Annotated in this window: 2 tRNA genes and 1 rRNA gene; all 3 read left to right on the forward strand. The window is 54.6% G+C overall.

From position 1 onward, the window contains the following. The first annotated feature begins 6 nt into the window (after positions 1–6). Positions 7–123: ribosomal RNA gene (gene rrf / locus NR121_RS25095) — 5S ribosomal RNA — on the forward strand. Positions 124–128: 5 nt separating this feature from the next. Continuing rightward, positions 129–204: transfer RNA gene (locus NR121_RS25100), tRNA-Asn, on the forward strand. Positions 205–208: 4 nt separating this feature from the next. Then, positions 209–297, forward strand: a tRNA-Ser gene (locus NR121_RS25105). The last annotated feature ends 71 nt before the right edge of the window (positions 298–368 follow it).

Consider the following 368-nt stretch of genomic DNA (forward strand, 5'->3'; position numbering starts at 1 on the left):
AATACGTTTGGTGATGATGGCGGAAGGGAACCACGCGTACCCATACCGAACACGACCGTTAAGCCTTCCAGCGTCGATGGTACTTGGACCGCAGGGTCCCGGGAGAGTAGAACGTCGCCAAGCGATATTCCCCGATAGCTCAGTTGGTAGAGCACTCGACTGTTAATCGAGTTGTCACAGGTTCGAGTCCTGTTCGGGGAGCCATTTTGGAGAGGTGTCCGAGTTGGCCGAAGGAGCACGATTGGAAATCGTGTAGGCGTCACAAGCGTCTCGAGGGTTCGAATCCCTCTCTCTCCGTAGTACATTATAGCAAGGCCCGTTGGTCAAGGGGTTAAGACACCTCCCTTTCACGGAGGTAACAGGGGTTC

This window comes from Paenibacillus sp. Pae15 (assembly GCF_024519685.1).
Lineage (GTDB): Bacteria > Bacillota > Bacilli > Paenibacillales > NBRC-103111 > Paenibacillus_G > Paenibacillus_G naphthalenovorans.